This window comes from Streptomyces sp. NRRL B-1347 (genome assembly GCF_000720325.1).
In the GTDB taxonomy this organism is placed as follows: domain Bacteria; phylum Actinomycetota; class Actinomycetes; order Streptomycetales; family Streptomycetaceae; genus Streptomyces.
In genome coordinates this window covers 56957-77701 of sequence record NZ_JOJM01000030.1, presented here as the reverse complement: position 1 = coordinate 77701, position 20745 = coordinate 56957, and the positions used below count along the sequence as shown (strand labels likewise).

Genomic DNA, 20745 nt, shown 5'->3' with positions numbered 1-20745 from the left:
CCAGTGCGACGGCCTCGCCCGCCTCACCGTCGACGGGCACGGGCGGGCGACGGGCTCCTTCGTCGGACCGGCCGGTGGCCGAGCCGCCTGGTGGTCGGCTGCGGGAGAGTGAGCGGTCGGAGTTGGAGCGGCTGCGGGCCGAGACGAGGGAGAAGGACAAGCACATCCGCGAGCTGGAGATGGAGCGTGATGTGTGCAAGCGATTCGTGGCCTTGTGGGTGAAGTGGCTGACGCTGACCCGGCCGTCGCGGTCGGGGTGATCAGCAGCTGCAAGGCCGAGCAGAAGTTTCCGTACCGAGCCGCCTGCCGCGCTTTGGGGGTGTCGGAGTCGTGGTTCCACAAGTGGCGCGGCCGTCCGCCCACCGCGCGGGAGATACGCCGACAGCACCTGGCAGAGGAGATCGAGGAGATCTTCCGCGACTCGGGCGGCACCTTCGGCTCGCCGAAGGTGTTCATCGAGCTGATCTGCCGAGGATGGCGGGTTTCGGTGAACACCGTCGCCAAGCTGATGGCCGAACTCGGCCTGGCCGGGCGGGTGGCGACGTCCGTGGCGTGATCACGCATACGGGCAGGGGCAGCGAATACTGCTCGGGGAAGTTCCGGCGGGCCTGCCGCAAGCTCGGCGTGGTCCAGTCCATGGGCAGAGTCGGATCTTGTTTCGGCAATGCCGTGAGCGAGGCGTTCAACAGCGTCCTCAGGGTTGAGTACGTCTACCGGCACACCTTCGCCATCCGCACCGAGGCACGGAGGCACGGATCAGGATCGCCACCTGGATCACCGACTTCTACAACGCCAGGCGGCTACACAGCGTATGCGGGTTCACGAGCCCGATCGACTACGAACGTGACTACCGAGCCACCCTCGCCGAGGGACTGGCCGCATAGATCGTCTCCACGCAGCGAGGGGATTAACAGTCCATGCCTTGCTGCTCAGGATCGCGGCCAGGCCTCGCTCCCGGACATTGCCGGTAGGCAGCCACCGCGACAACACGCACGGCGTCGACGATGCCGACGCGCAACGGGATGCCGCGCTGTGGGGCGTGGATGCCATTTCGCCCACTGCCGTGAATCGGCCAAGTATCCGCGAGGCAGAAGTGACCCCACTCGCCTGCCGATTCACACTCGCTTTTCCCTTACATGGCTGCACTTGGGTCACGCCGACGTGATTCGGCCGGGTGGCCAAAGCCTGACGAGAGGATGTCAGGGACGGTCCGCGTATTCCCACGTCGGGGGTCATGAATTCCACACGACCCATAACGTCACCCCATGGCACCGATTACGCTATTGCATATGACGTGCAGGAGCGAGTCATACGCAGACGTCGGGAATAGCACGCCCTCCGGGCGCCTACGCCCAAATGCGTATGTGCGGCGCCCGATCGGCCGATCACCCTCTCTAGCATGCGGCGACATCCGTGGTGGGAGCCGCATGTCCGTGAGGAGGACCGAATGATCGTACACATTGAATTCCACCGCACTCGGAGGATGTTGGCCCCGAGTCACAACCACTCGAGTATCGCTCCTGTGTTCACCTGGAATGACTGAGAAGTAGGTGCCGGGTTCCGGGAATCGCCGGTCGGCGGTTCCCGGATCTTCGTGGGATGGAGGAATCGTTGACCGTCAATGAATCCACCGGAATCGGCTGTCCCCGGATGGTGTGCGTCGAGTTGCGGCCGCTTGTCTGGCCCCGTCCGGGCGCGGCACGGCACACGCTCGCCATTGCCCCGAGGGGCGGCCTTTTCGAGATCAAGGCGGCGCCTGAGGATGTCGCGGCGGTCCTGGACCGCTGTGACGGTGCGACCCCCGTCGACGAGATCGTGCGCGGTACCTCCGATCCGGCGGGCTACCGCGAAGTTCTGGAGAAGCTCACGGAGCTCGGTGGGCTCAGTGTGGAGGAGCCTTTCGCGGGTGAGGCCAACTGGCTGCGGTTCGAGCAGGGGGCGCGGCCCGATCCTGGGCGCGTGGGCGCCACGCCGCTGATTCTCACGGGTGATGCGGAGCTGACCGATGTCGCCCGCCTCTGCCCGGTGACCGCCAACTTCGCCTCCATCGAGGTGTCCTCCAGGGAAGGTCTCGCGGACGCCCTGGCGGCACATCCGGCCGGGAAGCCGGTGGTGCTCGCCCTGCGGGACCGCTTCGACCTCGGCTATCTGGAGTCGCTGAACGACTTCTGCGCCGAGCACCGGGTGCTGTGGTCGTCGTTCCATCTCAGTGAAGGCCGCGGCTGGGCCGGTCCGACCGTCGCGCCCGGACGCACGCCCGACTACCGGGATCTGCTGGGCCGACGGCTGACGGCGGCCGAACGGCCGGATGTGCATGCGGCGTTGACCGGCGAGGCCGTCTTCGGCGCGGGGTGCGGGCCGACGTCGTCCGAACTGCTGTGGATGCTGTCCTACTTGCTGATCGACGTCGAGCGCTGGGTCGCCGGGGTCACCGCGTGGTCGCTGTGGGCAGAGATCGAACTCGATCCGGTCGAGCTGACCGTCGCCCGCCACCCGGTGCTTCCGCTGCCCGACCGGCCGCTCGACGACGACACGCCGCCCTTCAACGAGCGGCTGTTGCTGGACAACCGCACCGGTTTGATCGCCTCGCACCAGATCTTCGAGCACGACAGTTCCGTCCCCGACCGGCTGGTCACCGTGCAGACCAACGTCGCCGACATGCGCCGCCTGTACACCTGGGCCAACAACGTGGTCTGCGGCGGCACCGCGTTCCGCAACTTCCGGGCGGCCCGCAGCGCCGCGATCGGCGAGGCCGTCGAGCGGTACTGCGGGAACTGCATCACCGAGACCGTGGATGTCCGTGAGGCCTCGTACCAGGAGCTGGAGCGGGCGGGGGAATCCGCGCTCGACCCGGACCGCCTGGTGCTGTACTCGGACCGGTTGTACGACAGTCCCGGCTTCCCGTTCGTGCGGTTCACCCATGACCGGACCACGCACTGGGTGCCGGGCCACTCGCTCACCGCCGACCGGCCCGTGTGGGTGCCGGCGAGTCTGGTGTACGTCAACTGGTACATGGACCAGTACGCGAACGTGCCGCCCACCAACTTCCTCTACTATCCGGGGCTCGCCGCGGGGCACACCCTGGATGCCGCGCTGGTCTCCGGGATCGAGGAGGTCATCGAGCGGGACGCCACCATGATCTGGTGGATGAACCGCCAGCCGCTGCCCAAGGTGGAGGCGCCCCCCGAGCTCGCCGCGCTGTGGGCCGGGCGGCCCGCCGAGCTCGGCCAGCGTGCCTGGCTCATCCAGCTGGACAACGAGTTCGACGTGCCGGTCCTGGCGGGGGTGGTCGAGAACCACATCGAGAAGCTGTTCACCATCGGCTTCGGCGCCCGGCCCGACCCGGTGGACGCCGCCCGCAAGGCCTGGGGCGAGGCGCTCACCCTGCAGGACGGCACCCGGGACTTCGACGACCCCGAGGGCCTGTTCCGGCAGGCGGTCGCGGCCGGCTGGACCAACGCCATGGTCAAGCCCTGGCGCAAGGACCGCGCCTACCTCGACGACTACGCCAAGGACTTCCGGGACGTCAACGACCTGCTGTGCCAGCAGCAGCTGTTCCTCGACCCGCGCGCCACCGAGGTGGTGCGGCCCTGGGTGGACACCCCGACGAGCCGCCCGGTCAGCGCACTGCCGCGGCTGCCCGACCGCACCCTGGCCACGTACCGGGACGTGGTCGAGAAGCGCGGTTACGAGATCATCTACGTGGACGTGACCACCCACGACGTCGCCAAGACGGGTTTCCGTGTGGTCAGGGTGCTCATCCCCGGCCTGGTCCCCAACTTCCCGGCGGCGTTCCCCTTCCTCGGCAAGCGGCGCATCCAGGACATGGCGGTCACCCTCGGCTGGCGTCAGCGGCCGCTGACGGAGGAGGAACTCAACTACTTCCCGCTGCCGCACGCCTGATGCTGCTCCACCGCCGGCTCCTTCAGCTGGCCACCGCTGTGCGCTGGCACATCGCCGCGGCGGTGGCCGTGGGGCTCGGCGTGACCGCCACCTACGTCGGCCAGGGGCTGCTGGTCGCCGCCGTCCTCGAGCAGGTCAGCGAGCACCGGCCGTGGACCGCCAGCATCCCCCAGGTCGCCGGGGTCCTCGCGCTGGTGGCCGTACGGGCCGCGCTGCTGCAGCTGCGCGAACTGTGCGTCAGCCGGACGGCGGCCGCGACCAAACTGCGGCTGCGCCGCCGCCTGTACGCGCATCTGCTGGCCCTGGGGCCCGGCCATCTGACCAGGACCCGGACGGGCACCGTGCAGTCGGCGCTGGTGGACGGCGTGGAGGCGGTCGAGAGCTACTACGCGCGCTATCTGCCGCAACTGGCCGTCTGCCTGCTCGCTCCGGCCGCTCTGGTCGCCTACCTGACGTGGATCGACTGGGTCGTGGGGGCGCTGGTGGCGGTCCTGGTGGTGTTCGTCCCGCTGGCGCCGCGCTGGTGGGACCGGCTGCTGGGCGAGCGCGGACAGGCCCACTGGGACGCCTACGCCGCGCTGGATGCCGCCTACCTCGACACCATGCAGGGCCTGACGACGCTCAAGGCGTTCAACGCCGGTGAGCGCCACCGGGCCGAACTGGGCGAGCGGGCCGAGGTGTTGTACCGCTCCACGATGGCCCAGATGAAGATCTCCCTGGTCGACACCGGTCTGACCGCCTTCGGGGTCGCGGCGGGCACCTCGCTCAGCGTGGGCGTCGGCGCGCTGCGCCTGGCTCAGGGGGCGCTGGACCTCGCCGGTCTGTACGTCGTCCTGTTCCTGGTGTTCGAGTGCTTCCGGCCGTTCATCGAGCTGTCGCGGTTCTGGCATGCCGGTCACACCGCGGTCTCGGCCGCCTCGGGCATCCACGCCCTCCTCGACGCGGTGCCGCAGACGCCCGAGCCGTCCGCTCCCCTGCCGCCACGGCGGACCGGGCGGCCTCCCGTCGTCGAGTTCGAGGACGTCACCTTCGCCTACGCCGACCGCCTGGCGCCCGCCCTGGACCGGGTGAGCCTGCGGCTCGAAGCGGGCCGGACGCTCGCCGTCGTGGGTCCCTCGGGCGCCGGGAAGACCACGCTGGTCTCGCTGCTCCTGCGCTTCTTCGACCCCGTCGGCGGGCGGGTCCTCGTCGACGGTCAGGACATCCGTGAACTGCCGCTGGCCACGCTCCGGGAGACGATCGCCGTGGTCTGTCAGGACACGTACCTCTTCCACGGCACCGTCGCGGACAACCTGCGGCTCGCCCGGCCCGACGCCACCGCGGCCCAGATGCGCGAGGCGGCCCGCGCGGCCGGTGCGCACGCCTTCGTCGAGGCCCTCCCGGCCGGATACGACACGCCGGTCGGCGAACGCGGCCTGACGCTCTCGGGCGGCGAACGGCAGCGCATCGCGATCGCCCGGGCCCTGCTGAAGGACGCGCCCGTGCTGATCCTGGACGAGGCCACCTCCAGCGTCGACGCCGCGGCGGAGGCCGACATCCAGCGGGCGCTGGGCAGGCTGAGCCGGGGGCGGACGACCCTGGTGGTCGCCCACCGCCTGTCCACGGTCCGCGACGCCGGCCGCATCGCCGTCCTGGCCCGCGGGCGGGTCACCGAGGTCGGCGACCACCGAAGTCTGCTGGTGCGGCGCGGCGACTACGCCCGCATGGTCGCCGCGCAGGCGGCGCCATGACGCGCGCCGCCGCGCGGCCCGCGCCGCACGGCCGGGCGCTGACCGGTCTGCTGCCCTTCATGAAGGGCTTCCGGCGCAGGCTGATCCTGGCGCTGCTCGTCGGGATCGCCGACCAGGCGTGCGGGATCGCCGCGGCGGTCACCGCGGTCTGGCTGGTCGGCCTGGCCGCCACCGGCCACTCGGCGCGGGCCGTCGGCCTGAGTGTCGTCCTGCTCGGCGCTCTCGTGCTCGCGCGCGCCGCCGCCGCATGGGCCGAGATGTGGATGGTCCACGACATCGCGTACCGCATCCTGGCCGTACTGCGGGTTCAGGTCTACGAGGCGCTGGAGCGCCTGGCACCGGCCTATCTGCTGGGCCGCCGCAGCGGGGACCTCGCCTCCACGGTGATGGCCGATGTCGAGCTGACGGAGGAGTTCTTCGCCCACACCGTGATCAGCTTCCTGGTCGCCGTGGTCGTCCCGTTCGGCGCGCTCGCCGTCCTCGCCACTCTGCATCCCCTGCTGCTGGTGGCCGTCCTGCCCTTCCTGGCGGCGATCGCCACCGTCCCGGTGTGGCTGGCCGCCCGGTCCGGCGCTCAGGGCAGGGAGCTGCGCGCGCGGCTCGGCGAGGTCAACGCCGATGTCGTGGACGGCGTGCAGGGGCTCCGCGAACTGGTGGCGTTCGGCCGCGGAAGGGCCTGGCTGGAGCGCATCGGCCGGGGCGGGGCCGCCCTCTACCGCGTCCAGCTCGCCCACGGCCGCAGGTCCGGTGCCGAGCACTCCGCGGCGGACGCCCTGGTCACCCTCGGCATGGCCACCGTCCTGGTCACCGGCTCCCTGCTGGTCACCGACCACCGGCTGGCCGCGACCACCTTGCCCATCGCCGTGATCCTGGCTGTCTACTGCTTCGCCCCGCTGAACGACATCCTTGCCACTGCCCGCAACTTCGGCGCGGTACGGGCCGCGGCGGACCGCGTCTTCACCGTCCTCGACGCCCCGCCCACCGTCACCGATCTGACCTCCCGGCCGCCCCCTTCGCCCGTCGAGCCGCACGTACGGTTCCGCCATGTGACCTTCGGCTACGGCACGCGTGGCCCTGATGTCCTGCACGACGTCAGTTTCGCCGTGGCACCGGGCGAGACCGTGGCCCTGGTCGGCCACTCGGGCGCGGGCAAGTCCACCTGCGCCCACCTGCTCATGCGGTTCTGGGACGCCCGGCTCGGCTCGGTCTCGGTCGGCGGCCACGACGTACGCGCGTTTCCCCAGGCCGACCTGCGCGAGCTCATCACGCTGGTGCCCCAGGAGGTGTATCTGTTCAACACGTCCGTGGCCGAGAACATCCGCATCGGCCGCCCCCGCGCCACCCGCGCCCAGGTGGTGGCGGCCGCCCGGCGGGCCATCGCCGACGACTTCGTCAGCGAACTCCCGTACGGCTACGACACGGTCATCGGCGAACGCGGCGCCCAGCTCTCCGGCGGCCAGCGCCAGCGCATCGCCATCGCCCGGGCGTTCCTGCGCGACGCGCCCGTACTGGTGATGGACGAGGCGGTCTCCAACCTCGACGCCGAGAACACAGCGCTGCTGCAAGCCGCGATGAAACGCCTCCAGGCCGGACGCACGACGCTCCTGGTCGCCCACCGCCTGTCGACGATCCGCTCCGCCGACCGCATCGTCGTCCTCACCCGCGGCCAGGTCGCCGAATCGGGAACCCATGAACACCTGCTCGCCCGCGACGGCGTCTACGCCCGGCTCATCGCCTCCCAGCACGACGGCGTCGTCGACACCCCTCGCCGCCCCGACGGTCCCGCACCCGACCACGGACCCGCCCCGACCTGAGCTCATCCACCTCCTACCTCTACTTCTACGAGCTCTTAAGGCCCCTCCCCGGTGCGCCTAAGGCCCCACCCTGCGGGAAGATGCGGAACCTTCCCGATGTGCCGCACCCCCCTGGGAAACGAAAGTGGAGTCATCGCAGAAAGCAAGGCACCACCACCCAGGGGGACACGAAAATGTACGACTACGAACTCCACCAGCTCCGCACCGCCGAACTCGCCGCCCAGGCCGCGCGCCACGGCCTCGTACGGGAAGCCCTCAAGGCCGCCAGGCCGCGCCGCCGGGCACTCCGGGCGCTCGGCCGGGAAGCAGCCGAGGCCCGCCTGACGGCCCAGCGCACCCAGCCCACCGCCCGCCGGGCCGACCGCTACACGCGCGCCGCCTGAGTAGTTGTCCTTGGACTCTGGCCGTGAGGTGCGTACGGTCGTGGCTACGTTCAGCAGGATCACGGTGCAGGTCACAGCGCAGTCGGCGTCAAGCCTCGGATGATCTGTCCGGGTATGCTCAGCCCCGCGCGGTCGGGCCCCGCGCCACGAGGGGAGGTGTCCCCAAAGAACGACTTCCCCGGGGATATCTCATGCGTCACCACCTGCGTCTGCGCCGTACCGCGATCGCCGCGTCCTGCCTGGCCACCGCCGCGGTGGTCGGACTGGCGGCTTGCGGCGGTGAGGACAGCAAGAACGCATCCGCGAAAGCGGCCTCGGACACGCAGAACAGCAAGCCGAAGGACCCCTTCGCCGGCCTGTCCGGCGCTGAGATCGCCGCCAAGGCCGTCGAGGCGACCTCAGGCGCCCAGTCGCTCCGCATCACGGGCGAGGCCACCGGCGCGGACACCGGCCTGGACTCACTGGACATAGCTCTCGACACCACTGGCACGTGCACGGGCACGATCGGCAAGACCCACACGGGGTCCATGAAGCTGATCATCTTCGGCAATACCGTCTACCGGAAGTACGACGAGGGGTTCCTGCGCGCGACAGGCGGCAAGAAGTCGGCCGCCGACGTCGAAGCCGCCGTAGACCTCCTTGCGGACCGCTGGGCAAAGACGAGCACGACAAGCCCAGAGGGCAAGGCCATGGCCAAGTTCTGTGATCTCAGTAACCAGCTCGCCACATACAAGAACCTCGGCGCCGCGGCACTCAGAGGCGGCGCGAGCACGGTCGACGGCACCCCCGCCATCAAGCTCATCGACAGCTACGGCAGGGACGAAATCACGCACTACGTCGCCACAGAGGGCAAACCGTACCTCCTGAAGGTTGATCAGGTATCCGGCGGGAAGACGGAGAAGACTTCGCTGACCTTCAGCGACTACGACGAGCCGGTGAAGGCGAAGCCGCCGACCGGTGAGGTCCTCGATCTGGACAAGCCGGCGGGCTGATCGGCGGCCCGCCGCACGCGGGTCTTGGGCCAGGGGTCGCATCAGGCAGTCCCAGCGACTTCAGCCCCACGGGCCACTCAGCTGCTCCGGCCCCACTCGGCTGCTCCGGCCGGAGGCTCGCGGTCGAGGAACGGCCTCGTCGGCGTCGGACTCGATGTCGATCGTTTCGCCTGTGATGATCATCCACCTCAACGCCCCCCTAACCAGTGGCCAGTTGTTGTGCCACCGGTGAGCGCTCCGCAGGAAGTCCCCCGTGTTCGCGCGGTACCTTGCCGGTCCGGAAATCGCTGTGGTGGGACCGCCGGCGCGCGGGGCAGCATGGCCGGGGGCCACGGACGGCAGCGAACGGCAACCGGAGTGGTTCAGTCACCTCACTCGACGGCGGGGAGAGTCGCCATGCGGACCGGCATCGTCATGACAGCAAGGCCGGGTGTGGAACACCTGGCCGCTCGTGCGGAGGAACTCGGCTTCGACAGTTTCTGGGTGTACGACACGCCGATGCTCCACGGCGATCCGTTCGTGAGTCTCGCGCTCTGCGCCCAGGCCACCCACCGGATCAGGCTCGGCATCGGTGTCACCTCACCGGCGCTGCGTTCCGCGCCCGCCGCGGCGGCGGCCCTCAGCAGCCTCAACGCCCTCGCCCCGGGCCGCATCGTCTGCGGGGTCGGCACCGGCAACACGGCGCGGCGTACGCTCGGCATGCGGCCTGTGAAGCTGGCGGAGCTGGAGTCGTTCACGGCCGCGCTGCAGGATCTGACCGCGGGCCGCGAGGCGGACTACCGGGAGGGGGCCCGGTCAAGCAGGGTGCGGTTCCTGCACGTCGGGCCGTACGTCAACACCGAGGCTCCGGTGGAGTTCGTCGTGGCCGCGTTCGGTCTGAAGGCCGCCGCGGTCGCCGGGCGGCTCGGCGCGGGAGTGATCTCCTTCGGGATGCACGACCCCGCGGCCTGGTCCGCCCTCGGCCAGGCCCGGCGGACGGCGGCGGCGCGGGATGCGGGCAACGCCGAGAAGAGCCGTTCGTATCTCATGTCCTCCCTGCACGTCCTCGCCGACGGCGAGGACCGCTACGGCGATGCGGTCAAGGACGCGATGGGGCACATCGCGCTGAGCGCGCTGATCCTCGGCGCGGAGAACCCCGCCTTCCGCGCGATCCTCCCGCCGGAAGAGGCCGCGGCTGTCGACCGTCTGCTCCAGCTGCGCGGCACCACCCCCACCGATCCCAAGCTTCACCAGGCGCTCTACCGCAACTACCTGGGTCGCCTTTCCCCCGAGGACCGCGAGCTCATCGTGCCCTCCCTGGTGGACAAGTTCGGCCTGGTCGGCACCAGGGGCGAGGTCATCGAGCGGATCAACGAGCTGGAGAAGGCGGGGGTCGACGAGCTGGTGATCCAGCCCGTGGTGGACCCGGAGACCGAGATGGCCGAGCTCGCGCGGCTGCTGGCCTGACACGCGGCGGGGGACGGCCGTCGGATCGCCCGGCGGGCTTCGTAGCCCCCTGCCGAGGAACACGCATCCGACGCTGCAGGCCGCCGCCCCGAGGTTCGGCGGCATCGTGCCCGGGTGGGACGAGACGGGATCTGGTAGGCCCCTGGTGCTGTTCGCGTCGTACCACGGTCCCGTCTTCGCCCCGATCATTCAACCGTGCAGCCCGGGGCCGACGTCACACGCACCACAGGGGCACACCTGCCCCCTCGGAGACGACGACCTGGAGGCAACACCCATGAAGCAGCGGGCTGCACGTACCACTTCACTCGCGATGGCGGTGGTCGCGCTGCTGGGGGCGGCCGCCGTCGCTCCCTCGGCGCACGCGGCGGAGCGGGCGGATCGCGGGCATGAAGCGACCCGGGCCGCGCTGCGGGCGCTGGTCGAGGAGGGGGAGCTGCCCGGGGTTGTCGCCAAGGTCCGGGACCGCAAGGGGACTTGGTCCGCCACGGCCGGGTACGCCGACACCGCCACGGGGCGCGAGCGATCGACGGCTGAGCATTTCCGTGGGGCCAGCATCACCAAGACCTTCATCGCGACCGTCCTGCTCCAGCTGGAGGCGGAGGGGCGGCTGAGCCTGGACGACACCGTCGAGTCGTGGCTGCCGGGCCTGGTCCAGGGCAACGGGTACGACGGCAGCACGATCACATTGCGTCAGCTGCTCAACCACACGAGCGGCATCGCCAATTACACCGACGACCCCGCCATCGCCCACAACTCCTCGGGCCCCGGATTCCCGGCGCACCGGTACGACACCCACACCCCCGAAGAGCTCGTGGCGGTCGCGCTCAAGCAGCCGCCGCACCCCGACCCGCAGCAGTCGCCGCTGTACTCGAACACCAACTACGTGATCGCCGGGATGGTCATCGAGAAGGCGACGGGCCGCGGGTACGCGCAGGAGGTCACCCGGCGGATCATCGTCCCGCTGAAGCTGCGCGGGACGTCGTTCCCCGGTACGTCGCCACAGCTGCCCAAGCCGCACCCCGTCGGGTACTCCCGGCTCCACCAGGAGGCTCCCGACGCCGCAGTGGTCGACGCCACCGAGCAGAACATGACCTGGCTGGGCGCTGCAGGCGACATCATCTCCACCGCCGACGACGTCAACCGCTTCCAACGCGCCCTGATGCGTGGCGCGTTGCTGCCGAAAGCCCAGCTGAAGGAGATGCTCCGCGAGGTGCCGGCCGCAGGGGCCCTCGGATTTGGGCTCGGCGTCGAGTTCGCGAAGCTGTCCTGCGGGGTGCAGGTGGTGGGCAAGAGCGGCCGCACGAACGGTTCGCTCTCGGCGATGGTCGGCACGGCGGACGGCACACACCAGCTGACGTTCAACATCAACGGCGATTGGCTGCGGGACGGCGGCTCGATGTACACCGACGTGGTGGAGGCCGAGTTCTGCGGCAAGTTCCCGGGGCGGGCCGGGCGTGAGTAGCGTCGAGGGCTCTGAGACGTTGGTCCGGCGCCGGGCTTGAAGCTCCCTGCTGTGCGGGCGGGGAGGACGTCGCCTGGACGGCGGGTCGAGGCGTGGCGGGTCGAGGCGTGGCCGGCCGAGGTGGTCCGGCCACGCACACCCGTTCACACACTCGGTGGGTGTGTGCACCCGGAATTCAGCGGGTCAGCTGCCGTCTCTCAGGCGGCGCACTGCAGGAGGGCTCCTGGCGGTGGCGTCGTCGCGGTAGCCGTTCCGTGTCGGCTGTTGCGGCGGCGGTCAGCGGCTCAACCAGGGCCTGTACATCCGCTGCGCGCATGCGGCACAGCGCCACGGGGGCTGGTGGGCCGTCACGTGATGGGCCAGCGCGTGCCGGTGGCCGGATCGTGTGCCACATGTACTGGGTGGCGCCGCCGTCCGTGACGGTCATGCCGTAGTCGTCCACGGCCAGGCGCCGTCATGGCTGCCGCCTTGCCCGGCAGCGCTGTACTGATCGGCCCCGAGGACACACCCGAGCAACCGCTGCCCCACCTGCCGGGCCCGCTCTCCCCCCTGACCGACGAGACCCTCCACCCCGCCTCAGTGATCAGTCCGACCTCGCACGCGGCTGGGTACACGCGGCTGAATACACGACAGCGACGCCCGGCAGTGGCGTCACCACGTACAGGCCTGCACACGCTCTAGTCGGGGGGTGCCCCGTCGGCGAGCTGGTTGCTGCGGTCGATTTCCGGCATGTGCGTCTCGGCCCAGACCCGCAGGGCGGAGAGCGGTCTTTCGAGGGACAGGCCGAGTTCGGTGAGCCGGTAGTGGACGGCGGGCGGCACGGTGGGTTCCACGCGGCGCGCGACCAGGCCGTCGCGGACCAGACTCTGCAGGGTGACGGACAGCATCTTCTGTGAGATGCCCGGGATGCGGCGCCGCAGTTCCGCGAAGCGGAGCTCGTCCGGAGCCTCCTCGGCCAGCACTTTGACCACCATCGACGTCCACTTGGTGCCGATACGGTCGAGCAGCTGGCGGGTCGGGCAGTACGGATCCAGCAGGTCACCCCGCTCACCGGGCCGCCGGCCGCGTTCGCCGGGCCTGGACGTGGTCACTCGGGGCTCACCACCTGAAGGGAAAGTGCCGTCTTGGACGGCCCAGGATAGTTCCCTAGCGTGACCTGGTCACCATTCCTCACCACTCACCTGGAGCCTGCCCATGCCCGAGCTGCGGCGCGTCCCCGTCAACGGTGTCGAACTGAACGTCGCTCTCTGCGGATCGGGCCCGGCCGTACTGCTGCTGCACGGATTCCCGCACACCTGGGAGCTGTGGACCGACGTCATGGCCGACCTGTCCGGCCGCTACCGCCTCATCGCGCCCGACTTGCGCGGGTTCGGCGCGAGCAGCCCGGCCGCCTCCGGGTACGACGCGGGCACCCTGGCCGAGGACGCCGCGGCGCTCCTCACCACGCTCGGCGTGTCCTCGGCCGCGGTGGTGGGCATCGACGCCGGTACCGCGCCGGCCTTCCTCCTCGCCCTGCGTCGCCCCGGTCTCGTCCGGCGCCTGGTCGTCATGGAATCCCTGCTGGGCAGGCTGCCCGGCGCCGAGTACTTCCTCGCCGACGGGCCGCCGTGGTGGTTCGGCTTCCATTGCGCCGAGCCCGGCCTTGCCGAGACCGTGCTGGAGGGCCACGAGGCCGCCTACGTCGACTGGTTCCTGCGGGCCGGCACGCTCGGCGACGGGGTACGCCCCGCCCTCCGGGACGCCTTCGTCCGCGCATACACCGGCCGCCAGGCGCTGAGCCGCGCGTTCTCGTACTACCGGGCGCTGCCCCAGAGCGCGGCACAGATCGAGCAGGCGCTCTGGGGCAGCGCCCGCCTGACGGTGCCGACGATGGCGTTGGGCGCCCGGCCCGTCGGTGCTGCGCTGGAACGCCAGCTCCGCCCGGTCGCCGACGATCTCACCGGACACGTCATCGAAGACTGCGGCCACATCATCCCGCTGCACCGCCCGCACGCCCTGCTCACGCTGCTGCGTCCATTCCTGGCCGGTGAGGACGCGAAAGCAGGGTGACCGTGGCCGGGGGCTGACTTCCGATACACGCCCCACGGTGTGTTCCGCACGCTCCCCGCACAGTCTCGACTGCCGGCGTCCGGCGATCACGCAGTACGTTCGCGTCGGTCTCCTGGCGCGCCTGTTCCTCCAAGTGGACTCGCCACTCGCTCATCAGGGCTCCCGCCGGGGTCCCGTCGTGGGCCGAGCCTGCGGCTGTACGTCTCGGACGCCCCGGCTGGACGGGGGATCCCGGTATCGATCTGGGTGGGCAGGGCCAACGTGCGAATCAGCCCGTCGTCTTGGGGCCGAGCAGGGGTCTCCAGTACGGAGAGGCGACGCCGACCTCCCCCTGAGGTCGGCGTCGTCCCACTGTCGGAAGGGCCAAGGGGCATCGCGCGGACAGTGCGCACTCTCGGTCCGGTATTTCGCCGCGGCCCGCGGCAAACGTTCGGCATCATGTGCGAGTGCGCCCACAACGACGACAGCCGCCGAGCCCGACGGCAGGACACGACGCTCTGCTCGCCTATGCCGAGGCGGAGTTGGCCTGGTATGCGCATGCGCGTGATCGCGCGCGGCGCCTGCACCGGCTGACCGAACTGACAGCCCTGCTGACCGGCGCGGCGACGGTGGTCGCCGCCGGTGTGCAGGCACCCGCGGTGGTCACGGCGTGCCTGGCCGGAGCGGCGGTGTTCATCGGCGGGTTCCGGCAGGTCTTCCAGCACGTCGACCGCTGGGTACTGGCCGCGGAGAGCTGGACGACGCTGCGCCTGGAAGTGAACCGGTACAAGCTCCTGGCTGGCGAGGACCGCGACCAGGCGGCCAGAGAGCGGCTCCTGGCGAGGATCGAAGAGGTGGCCGCGGCCGACGTCATGGGCTGGGCAGCGGGCCGTCGCGGCCTCGCGGGCACAGCCGCGCCCGAAGGCCAGATCAGTCCCTGACCGGCCAGCGAGCGCCGACGCGCCCCGGCGCCGCGGCCGTCGGACGCCGAAGGCTCCGCCGGGGTCCCCACACGGAGGCAGAGGTGAGGGCGGGTCCGTGGGTGGCGGCTTCGGCGGGCACGGCACCTCGTGACGGCCTCGCGCAGTCGGCGTGTTCGAGGTCGTCCCTGGTCAGAGGCGATTGTCAGTGGTGGGTGAGACGGTGGGTGCATCGAGTCGGAAGAGGGGGCGGCCATGTCCGGAAGTCAGAACTACATCAATCACGTTGCTCTTGTGCTGGATGCCAGTTCGTCCATGTCGCATCTCAGCGGCAAGGTCGTCGAGGTGGCCGACCAGCAGATCGCCTATCTGGCCCGCCGTTCGGAGGAGCTGGACCAGGAGACCCGGGTCACGGTGTACGTCTTCGCGGACACGGTGGAGTGCGTCGTGTACGACAAGGACGTGCTGCGCATGCCGTCCTTGAAGGAGCTGTACCGAGCGGGGGGTATGACGGCGCTGCTGGCAGCCACGCTGAAGTCGCAGCGGGAGCTGGCGCAGACGGCCCAGTTGTACGGGGATCACAGCTTCCTGACGTTCGTACTGACCGACGGCCAGGAGAACGTCAGCCATCGCTGCCCGGATGCCCCTGCCACGGATCCGCGCGCCCTGGTGCAGGCGGTGGCCGACATGATCGAGACGCAGGAGGACAACTGGACGCTGGCCGTCCTGGTGCCGGACCAGATGGGCAAGCGCGAGGCCATGCAGTGCGGCTTCCCGAAGGACAACATCGCTGTCTGGGACGCCACGAGCACGCAGGGCCTGGAAGAGGCCGGGCAGGTGATCCAGGAGGCCACCGAGAAGTTCATGGTGGGCCGCGCGCAGGGCATCCGGGGGTCGCGGGCGGTGTTCTCCACGGGTGCGGAGGCGGTCAACGAGGACACCATCAAGGCGGCCGGGCTCACCCCGGCCGATCCGTCGGCGTACCAGCTGATTCCGGTGGCGCGCGAAGCGGGGATACGGGAGTGGGTCGTCGAGTGCGGACACACGTACCGCACCGGTGGCGCGTTCTACCAGTTGAGCAAGTCGGAGAAGATCCAGGCGCGCAAGCAGATAGCGGTCCTTGAGAAGAAGACGGACCGGGTGTTCATGGGGCCGGAGGCCCGGGCGCTGCTCGGCCTGCCGGACAGGGAGGTGCGCGTGAAGCCGGACCACAACGACGACTTCACGATCTTCGTGCAGAGCACCAGTGTGAACCGGAAGCTGGTCGCGCACACGCGGCTGCTGCTGATCTGATGCCGTCAAGCCCCGCCGACCGGTCATGCCGTGCGGCTGGCGGGGCTACTCGCCCGGGTCAGGAAGCGGGCTTCAGACGACGGGTGAGGAACTGCTCCAGGGTCATCAGGCCCGGGTGCCGACGGCGCAGCGACGGAATGTCCGCTTGGTAGCCCTCCTCGGCGAACCATACGAACATGCGGTCCTCGATGGGCTGCGGCTCGAGGCGGCTCGGCGTACCGGTGACGCGCTCGTAGACCGCGGCGATCTCGGTGAACGTGATCTCGTCGCCGGCGAGTCCGATCTTCTTGCCGATGAACTCCTGCGGGTCGTCGAAGGCGTCGGCGGCGAAGTGGCCGATGTCGTCGGAGGCGATCAGCTGAATCGGCTTGTCGGGCTTGACCGGCAGCTCCATCAGCCGCTCGCCCTCGGCGTCGGCGTAGCCGAGCAGGTTGTTCATGAAGAACACCGGGCGCAGGACCGTCGTCGGGATGCCGAGGGTCGCGATGTGCCGCTCGATCTCGGCCTTGGTCTCGAAGTGGTCGATGCCGGTGTCGCGCTCGGCTCCTTCCACGGAGGTGTACACCAGGTGCGCGACGCCGCTCTCCTTGGCCACGTCGGCCACGGCCTTGCCGTGGCGGACTTCGGCTTCGAGGGTCTGCGGGTCCCAGCCCAGTGACTGCACGCTGAAGACGCCGTACACGCCGGTCATGGCCCGGCGCAGTGACTCGGTGTCGTCCAGGTCGCCCTGCACGAGTACGGCGCCTTGCTCCTTGAGTGCCTGCGCCTCGGGCTTGTCGGGGTTGCGCACCAAGGCGTGGACGGTCCATCCCCGCGAGAGCAGTTCTCGGGCGGTGGCGCCGCCCTGGTTCCCCGTGGCGCCGAGGACGAGGACAATCTTGTTTTCGCTCAACGTCCCACTCCTTGTTGGTTGTTGAGGAGAGTCTTGAACCTCAAGTGAAATTGAGGTCAAGGCTGGTGGGGCGCACTGGGGTGACCCGGGTCGCCTTTCGGCCAGGTGCACGAGGTGCGGCACGAGCTCGCCGGGGCCGGGGCCGGGCGCCGCGGACGGGGGCGCGCGGGGTGTCGTCGTGCAGCCGGGTCTTGGTCAGTGCCGTGCCCACGTCGCCCGGTTCGCGGTTCAGGCCGAGCCCGCACCGCCCGGTCACAGCGGCGTTGAGCCAGTTGTCGGCGCTGTGCGGCATCGCCAGCTGCGATACCTCGGCGTGCGAGGAGGTCAGGGTGGTCCCCGCGCCGCCGTGGTGGATGACCGCGTCGCAGGTGGCCAGCAGGGTCCTGAGGGGGGTGAAGCCGACGACCCGCACGTCGCCGGGCAGCGCACCCGGGGCGCTCAGGTCCGGGTCGTCACCGAGTGCGAGTACGAACTCCGTGTCGGTGCCGGTGGCGGCCTCCAGCACGTTCTCCAGGCTGCCGACACCGTTCACCTGGGGACCGTGGTACCCAGCGTGACGCAGACGCGGGGAGGGTGTGCCCCTATCTCTTTGGTCAAGCTGTTGCCCCTCCCCCCTCCCGCTGACCAGCATGGCTTTGTCGGCGAGTTTCGGTTCTGACTCAGTCGCGTGGTCAGCTCATGGACAGCGATGTCAGTGGCATGTGCTGGGATGACATCGCTCTGTCAGCCGCCTGGTGGGAGATCTTTCCGATGTCTGTGTACTCGTCGCTGGCCCATGCTCTGGCGCAGGCTTTGGTCGATGTTCTCTGGTTCGTCGAGGGGTGCGAGGACGACCAGATGGACCCGGATGATGCGGTCAAGGTCTTGGAGGGTGTTGCCCATCTGGTGACACAGCTTTCGGGTGATCAGCGAATCGAGTTCATCGATCTGCTCGGTTCGATGGCCGCGGAGGAGGCGGACCCATCGCGTCGCGCGTTCCTGGAGGGCTTCCCTGAGGGGTTCGGCCTCGTTGAGGAAGACCTCTGACCTGATCCGACATCTAGTCAGCCACACCCGGCCTCCTGGGCCACCAATCAACGTACGGAGAACGTTCATTGCGCGGAGACCGTCGACAGACGAGGCCGTGGGGCTGCTCGAGGGCGAGCTGGGAGTGGGGCAGCGTCCGCTTACTGACCTGGATGCGGAAGACGCCTGGCTTGCCTTCCTCCGCTTCGGCCGACTGCTCTTCGACGTTCCGGACGCACCCGATGCCGATGGTCTGCTGTTCCAGTACGGGACCTACTCGTTTGACGGTCCTGCGATGTTCACGATGGACTTCACCCGACAGTTCGAGATGGCCGACGGCTACGGCGATCACGACCACTACGTACAGGTCCACTGCGAGCTTCGATACGGACCCTCACCCTTCCTGCGGGCCTTGGGACGCTTCGACTCGTGGTTCTTCCACGGCGGCGGAGACGATCTCAACGAGTGGGCCGCGAGACTGAGCGGGCAAGGGGCCTGGGCGACGATCCACACCCTCAAGCCCGCCGAGATCAGGGTGTACCAGGAGCAGGTGTAGCCGCTCCTGGGGACCTTGGGTCAACGAGCACCACTGCGAACGCGTCGGCCAGCGGCAGACCGGTGAGCTCGGATGCCCGGACCCACCACCGGCGGGCGCGACGTCCACACCCTCGCCCGCAGCCACTACTGGCCCGCCAGCAGCCGGCGGGCCCTGTCCCAGACCTCTTCGAACTCCCGACGGGTCAAGGGCTGCGGATCATGCCCTTCCCACTCAGAGACCGGCGACTGGGCCGTGAACCCGAACCTGCTCTCGTACGCGGCCAGGCGGCCGGCGTCACGGGCCTGCTGCCACTCGACGAGACAAGCCGCCGCGATCGGGATCAGCCGCGGCCCCTGAAGCTCGACTTGTCGTGTGACCCACCCCGCCGTGTCGAGCTCGAAGTAGAACCACAGATCTTCCTCGTCCCAGTAACAACGCATCCATGCGGCCATCCCCCCATGATCAATGAGACCCCGCAGACCTCGGCCGAGAGGTGCCGCACCAGCTTGCCGTCGCGATCGACGGCCGCCGGGTCCCGCATGCTCTCCGGCCAGTCCGCGCCAGCCCACCACTACGACATCCGGGTCGGTCTTGCCGAACCATAAGTCTACAGCTGTAGACTTACGTGTCAGAAAGCTCGCAGCACCACATCACGCGGGCCCGTGAGCGGGCCTCTGAGAGGGAACACGAGATGAATCTCAACCTGACCGGTAAGCGCGCGCTCGTCACGGGTTCGAGCGCGGGGCTAGGCATGGAGACCGCGAAGCTGCTGGCGGTCGAAGGGGCCGCCGTCGTGGTCCACGGGCGGGACGAGGGTCGGGCGGAGAAGGTCGCGCAGGAGATCCGGGAGGCCGGTGGGACGGCCGACGTGGTGGTCGGTGACCTCGCCGACGACCGCGGCGCCGCCGACGTCGCCCGTGCCGCCACCGCGGACGGATCCGTCGACATCCTCGTCAACAACGCTGGTTTCTACCGGCACTTGTCGTGGGCCGAAGCCACCCCGGACGAGTGGCGCGACACCTACAACGTCAACGTCGTCTCGGGCGTCCGGATGATCCAGCAGCTGGTCCCCGCCATGCGCGAACGCGGCTGGGGCCGTGTCGTCACCATCGGCGGCGGGCTCGCCTCCCAGCCGATGAACACCCACCCCCAGTACAACGCCACCCTGGCCGCACGGCACAACCTCGCCGTCTCCCTCGCCCGCGAACTCAAGGGCACCGGCGTCACGTCCAACGTCGTCTCCCCCGGAGCGATCCTCGTCGAGGCCACCAAGGACCTCGTCACCAGCATCGGGCCCGCCCGCGGCTGGGGCCGGACCTGGGACGAGATCCAGCCCCACGCCGTCCAGGCCCTCATCCCCAACGACCAGGAACGCTTCGGCGAACCCGAGGAGATCGCCGCAGCCGTCGCCTACCTGTGCAGCGAGTACGCCCAGTACATCAGCGGAGCCACCATCCGCGTCGACGGCGGGCTCATCCGCTCCGCCTTCTGAGCACGCACGCCGCGGCCGCCGCGTGCCGACGGCGGACGGCCTGCACGTCTCGGTGTGGCGGGACTTACGGTTTGTGGGTGACCCAGAGGAGTTCCGCGGGCCAGTGGTGGGCCCAGTCGGGTGGGTCGGTTTCGTTGTAGCCGTTGGGTGTTCCGGGTTCGGGTCGCGGCTCGATGAGGTCGTCGATGACGAGGCCCGCGCCGCGCAGGACCCGGACCCAGTCGCCGTAGGTGAGCTGATAGCTGGTCGCGTCGTCGCCTTCGGCGATGGTGTTCAGCCCGAAGTAGTCCTGCCGCAGCGTCGTGGTCACGCGGCTTGCGGCTTCGTCGTAGCACGCTTCGAACCACGGGCTGGCGACGTTGAACACGAGACGTCCGCCTCGGCGCAGGACGCGTGCGGCCTGCGGCACTGCCAGGTGCGGAGGCGCCCAGCTGAGCCCGCCGAAGTCGCAGAACACCAGGTCGAAGCTGCCGTCGGCGAAGGGGAGCTGTTCGGCGGCGCCCTGCACCAGCGGATAGCGGGATGCTCCCATCGCGCGCGCGGCTGTGGCGAGTTGGGCTTCGGACAGGTCGATCCCGACCACGGCGGCGCCCTCGGCGGCCAGCGCCCTGGACCACTGGCCGGCGCCGCAGCCCAGTTCCAGGACACGCTTGCCGGTGACGTCGCCCAGCGCGCGCAGGTGCGCGTCGGGGACGGAGTACATGCCCCACAGCCGGGGTGCGGCGCCGATCTGCGGGTCGTGCTCGTGCTGGTAGGCGCTGCTGATCCGGTTCCAGAGCCGCCGGTTGGCGGGGATGCTGTCCACACGCCGACTCCAGCACTGCCTGCCGGGGGCGGTCAACACGAT

At 69.8% G+C, this 20745-nt stretch carries 20 protein-coding genes; 15 read left to right on the top strand and 5 right to left on the bottom strand.

Annotated features, from left to right (window positions below):
* The first annotated feature begins 74 nt into the window (after window positions 1-74).
* From IG74_RS0124540 to IG74_RS0124500, 9 genes are all read left to right on the top strand, one after another.
* Window positions 75-260, top strand: coding sequence for a hypothetical protein (locus IG74_RS0124540; protein ID WP_234334439.1), 186 nt, complete (start codon window positions 75-77; stop codon window positions 258-260).
* On the top strand, window positions 224-556 hold the full coding sequence (locus IG74_RS51135) for an IS3 family transposase (RefSeq protein WP_158857743.1): 333 nt from the start codon (window positions 224-226) through the stop codon (window positions 554-556). The genes IG74_RS0124540 and IG74_RS51135 overlap by 37 nt, the downstream gene beginning before the upstream one ends.
* A 1055-nt stretch (window positions 557-1611) precedes the next feature.
* The gene (locus tag IG74_RS46155; protein ID WP_158857741.1) at window positions 1612-3903 is read left to right on the top strand and encodes a YcaO-like family protein; all 2292 of its coding nucleotides are present in this window, start codon (window positions 1612-1614) and stop codon (window positions 3901-3903) included.
* On the top strand, window positions 3903-5633 hold the full coding sequence (locus IG74_RS0124525; RefSeq protein WP_030681289.1) for an ABC transporter ATP-binding protein/permease: 1731 nt from the start codon (window positions 3903-3905) through the stop codon (window positions 5631-5633). The genes IG74_RS46155 and IG74_RS0124525 overlap by 1 nt, the downstream gene beginning before the upstream one ends.
* Window positions 5630-7447, top strand: a complete 1818-nt coding sequence (locus tag IG74_RS0124520; RefSeq protein WP_051855247.1) for an ABC transporter ATP-binding protein — start codon at window positions 5630-5632, stop codon at window positions 7445-7447. Before IG74_RS0124525 ends, IG74_RS0124520 begins: the two co-directional genes overlap by 4 nt.
* Before the next feature lie 173 nt (window positions 7448-7620).
* Entirely contained in the window at window positions 7621-7830 is a 210-nt protein-coding gene (locus IG74_RS46150; protein WP_037825971.1) for a hypothetical protein, read from the top strand.
* Between the two features lie 191 nt (window positions 7831-8021).
* Window positions 8022-8822: a hypothetical protein gene (locus IG74_RS0124510; RefSeq protein ID WP_234334438.1), complete on the top strand. Its 801-nt coding sequence runs from the start codon at window positions 8022-8024 to the stop codon at window positions 8820-8822.
* Window positions 8823-9218: 396 nt separating this feature from the next.
* The gene (locus IG74_RS0124505; RefSeq protein WP_030681281.1) at window positions 9219-10268 is read left to right on the top strand and encodes an LLM class flavin-dependent oxidoreductase; all 1050 of its coding nucleotides are present in this window, start codon (window positions 9219-9221) and stop codon (window positions 10266-10268) included.
* A gap of 274 nt (window positions 10269-10542) precedes the next feature.
* Window positions 10543-11730, top strand: a complete 1188-nt coding sequence (locus tag IG74_RS0124500; protein ID WP_030681278.1) for a serine hydrolase domain-containing protein — start codon at window positions 10543-10545, stop codon at window positions 11728-11730.
* 677 nt (window positions 11731-12407) lie between these two features.
* On the opposite strand, the gene IG74_RS0124495 is transcribed toward IG74_RS0124500, so the two are convergent.
* A complete protein-coding gene (locus tag IG74_RS0124495) occupies window positions 12408-12821 on the bottom strand; it encodes a winged helix-turn-helix transcriptional regulator (RefSeq protein WP_030681275.1) in 414 nt (137 codons plus the stop codon).
* A gap of 103 nt (window positions 12822-12924) precedes the next feature.
* Here IG74_RS0124495 and IG74_RS0124490 point away from each other — a divergent pair, with 103 nt between their 5' ends.
* From IG74_RS0124490 to IG74_RS0124480, 3 genes are all read left to right on the top strand, one after another.
* A complete protein-coding gene (locus IG74_RS0124490) occupies window positions 12925-13779 on the top strand; it encodes an alpha/beta fold hydrolase (protein WP_030681272.1) in 855 nt (284 codons plus the stop codon).
* A gap of 446 nt (window positions 13780-14225) precedes the next feature.
* Window positions 14226-14699 (top strand): DUF4231 domain-containing protein, encoded by a 474-nt coding sequence (locus IG74_RS0124485; RefSeq protein ID WP_234334437.1) that lies wholly within the window; start codon window positions 14226-14228, stop codon window positions 14697-14699.
* A 234-nt stretch (window positions 14700-14933) separates the two neighbouring features.
* Window positions 14934-15971, top strand: coding sequence for a vWA domain-containing protein (locus IG74_RS0124480; protein ID WP_030681266.1), 1038 nt, complete (start codon window positions 14934-14936; stop codon window positions 15969-15971).
* A 58-nt stretch (window positions 15972-16029) separates the two neighbouring features.
* On the opposite strand, the gene IG74_RS0124475 is transcribed toward IG74_RS0124480, so the two are convergent.
* Together IG74_RS0124475 and IG74_RS46145 are read right to left on the bottom strand one after the other, a co-directional pair.
* Entirely contained in the window at window positions 16030-16863 is an 834-nt protein-coding gene (locus IG74_RS0124475; protein WP_030681263.1) for an NmrA/HSCARG family protein, read from the bottom strand.
* A 40-nt stretch (window positions 16864-16903) separates the two neighbouring features.
* A complete protein-coding gene (locus IG74_RS46145; protein ID WP_051855243.1) occupies window positions 16904-17395 on the bottom strand; it encodes a glycosyltransferase in 492 nt (163 codons plus the stop codon).
* A gap of 146 nt (window positions 17396-17541) precedes the next feature.
* Here IG74_RS46145 and IG74_RS0124465 point away from each other — a divergent pair, with 146 nt between their 5' ends.
* Complete coding sequence (locus IG74_RS0124465; RefSeq protein WP_324607512.1) at window positions 17542-17889, top strand: hypothetical protein; 348 nt, start codon at window positions 17542-17544, stop codon at window positions 17887-17889.
* Between the two features lie 97 nt (window positions 17890-17986).
* Window positions 17987-18424, top strand: a complete 438-nt coding sequence (locus tag IG74_RS53500) for a hypothetical protein (protein ID WP_234334436.1) — start codon at window positions 17987-17989, stop codon at window positions 18422-18424.
* 125 nt (window positions 18425-18549) lie between these two features.
* Here IG74_RS53500 and IG74_RS0124455 read toward each other — a convergent pair whose 3' ends face one another.
* Window positions 18550-18858 (bottom strand): hypothetical protein, encoded by a 309-nt coding sequence (locus IG74_RS0124455; protein ID WP_030681254.1) that lies wholly within the window; start codon window positions 18856-18858, stop codon window positions 18550-18552.
* 239 nt (window positions 18859-19097) lie between these two features.
* Between IG74_RS0124455 and IG74_RS0124450 the strand changes: the two genes are divergently transcribed.
* Window positions 19098-19898 (top strand): SDR family NAD(P)-dependent oxidoreductase, encoded by an 801-nt coding sequence (locus tag IG74_RS0124450; RefSeq protein WP_030681251.1) that lies wholly within the window; start codon window positions 19098-19100, stop codon window positions 19896-19898.
* Window positions 19899-19962: 64 nt separating this feature from the next.
* On the opposite strand, the gene IG74_RS0124445 is transcribed toward IG74_RS0124450, so the two are convergent.
* A complete protein-coding gene (locus IG74_RS0124445) occupies window positions 19963-20703 on the bottom strand; it encodes a class I SAM-dependent methyltransferase (protein WP_030681248.1) in 741 nt (246 codons plus the stop codon).
* Window positions 20704-20745 lie beyond the last annotated feature (42 nt).

Bases quoted from the DNA above. Each gene is read 5' to 3' on its own strand.
- IG74_RS0124525 (WP_030681289.1), top strand. From the start codon at position 3,903: ATGCTGCTCCACCGCCGGCTCCTTCAGCTGGCCACCGCTGTGCGCTGG.
- IG74_RS0124520 (WP_051855247.1), top strand. From the start codon at position 5,630: ATGACGCGCGCCGCCGCGCGGCCCGCGCCGCACGGCCGGGCGCTGACC.
- IG74_RS46150 (WP_037825971.1), top strand. From the start codon at position 7,621: ATGTACGACTACGAACTCCACCAGCTCCGCACCGCCGAACTCGCCGCC.
- IG74_RS0124510 (WP_234334438.1), top strand. From the start codon at position 8,022: ATGCGTCACCACCTGCGTCTGCGCCGTACCGCGATCGCCGCGTCCTGC.
- IG74_RS0124505 (WP_030681281.1), top strand. From the start codon at position 9,219: ATGCGGACCGGCATCGTCATGACAGCAAGGCCGGGTGTGGAACACCTG.
- IG74_RS0124500 (WP_030681278.1), top strand. From the start codon at position 10,543: ATGAAGCAGCGGGCTGCACGTACCACTTCACTCGCGATGGCGGTGGTC.
- IG74_RS0124490 (WP_030681272.1), top strand. From the start codon at position 12,925: ATGCCCGAGCTGCGGCGCGTCCCCGTCAACGGTGTCGAACTGAACGTC.
- IG74_RS0124480 (WP_030681266.1), top strand. From the start codon at position 14,934: ATGTCCGGAAGTCAGAACTACATCAATCACGTTGCTCTTGTGCTGGAT.
- IG74_RS0124465 (WP_324607512.1), top strand. From the start codon at position 17,542: ATGGACAGCGATGTCAGTGGCATGTGCTGGGATGACATCGCTCTGTCA.
- IG74_RS0124455 (WP_030681254.1), bottom strand. From the start codon at position 18,858: ATGGCCGCATGGATGCGTTGTTACTGGGACGAGGAAGATCTGTGGTTC.
- IG74_RS0124450 (WP_030681251.1), top strand. From the start codon at position 19,098: ATGAATCTCAACCTGACCGGTAAGCGCGCGCTCGTCACGGGTTCGAGC.